Origin of the sequence: Methylobacterium sp. EM32, assembly GCF_040593685.1 — a bacterium.
Taxonomy (GTDB): Bacteria; Pseudomonadota; Alphaproteobacteria; order Rhizobiales; family Beijerinckiaceae; genus Methylobacterium.
Window position 1 is genome coordinate 1 of sequence record NZ_JBEXZS010000233.1, and the last position, 1,111, is coordinate 1,111.

Genomic DNA, 1,111 nt, shown 5'->3' on the forward strand with positions numbered 1-1,111 from the left:
ACCCCTCGTCTACGAACAGGAGCATCGCCCAAAACCCGCAACCGGGACCCTGGTCAGCCAAGCCCCATAACCGTCCACAGAAACGGGGCAATCCCAGATGAAGCGCTCGACCTTGCCCTTGGTCTGCGCTCGCCCGGGCTGGCACAGCCGGGGCCGGAAGCCGCAATGGCGGGCGAAGTCCAGGAAGCCGGCCTGGAAGCGATGACGGCCGCGGCCGTAGGCGTTCCTCTCCACCACCACGGTGCGCATGTTGTCGTAGAGCACCTCGCGCGGCACGCCCCCGAAGGCCAGGAAGGCGTTCTCGTGGGCGGCGATCAGCGTCTCGAGGCGCTCGTCGGTGACGAACTCGAGGTAGGCCGCCCGGCTCCAGCCCAGGGTCGCCACGAACACCGAGAGCCGGTCGGCCCCGCGCCGCATCACCGCCCAGTCGACCTGCATCTGCTCGCCCGGCGCCGTCTCGAAGCGCACCACCGGCTGCGGGGCGGGCGCCGGCGCCAGGCCGGCGACGAACTCCTTGAGCATCGTGTAGCCGCCCGCATAGCCCCGCTCGCGCAACTCGCCGAGCAGCACGCTGGCCGGGATCCGCTCCGGCGCCGCAGCCGCGAGGCGCTCCACCACGTAGCCCTTGAACGGGTCGAGCTTGCCCGGTCGGGGTGGCCGCCCCTTGTAGCGCGCCGCCGCCTCGTCGCGCAGGTAGCGCCTCACCGTGTTGCGCGACAGACCCGTCGCGCGGGCAATCTCGCGGATGCTCTTCCCGTGCCGATGCAACACCCGGATCTCCAACGCTGCCTCCTCACCCACCATCCGGGCCTCCTCCCGCAGAAGGAGCCCAGCCTACGGCCTGGGTCAGGTTTCAGTCGGCGACTGGGTCAGTTTCACATCGGCGGCTACACCTGGCGGCGCATCGCGCTCAGCCTGACGACGCCGACGACGGAGGGCGACCGGACGCTCTGGCTGTGGAGCGACCTGCCCGCGAGCGTTAGTGCGGCACAGATCGCGCAGGTGTATCGGCGACGCTGGCGGGTCGAAATAGTCCTTCCGCAACTGACAAAAGCGTCCGCGCTCGCCATCCGGGCCGACGGGAACCACGTAGCGGATCTCGACCTCGGCC

At 70.1% G+C, this 1,111-nt stretch carries 1 protein-coding gene and 1 pseudogene; both read right to left on the reverse strand.

From position 1 onward, the window contains the following. Nucleotides 1-99: 99 nt before the first annotated feature. Nucleotides 100-783: pseudogene (gene istA / locus ABZT49_RS29105) on the reverse strand (IS21 family transposase); the annotation flags it as partial. 63 nt (nt 784-846) lie between these two features. Further along, nucleotides 847-1,111 (reverse strand): hypothetical protein (locus ABZT49_RS29110; protein ID WP_355291356.1); only part of this gene is annotated, 265 nt, incomplete at its 5' end.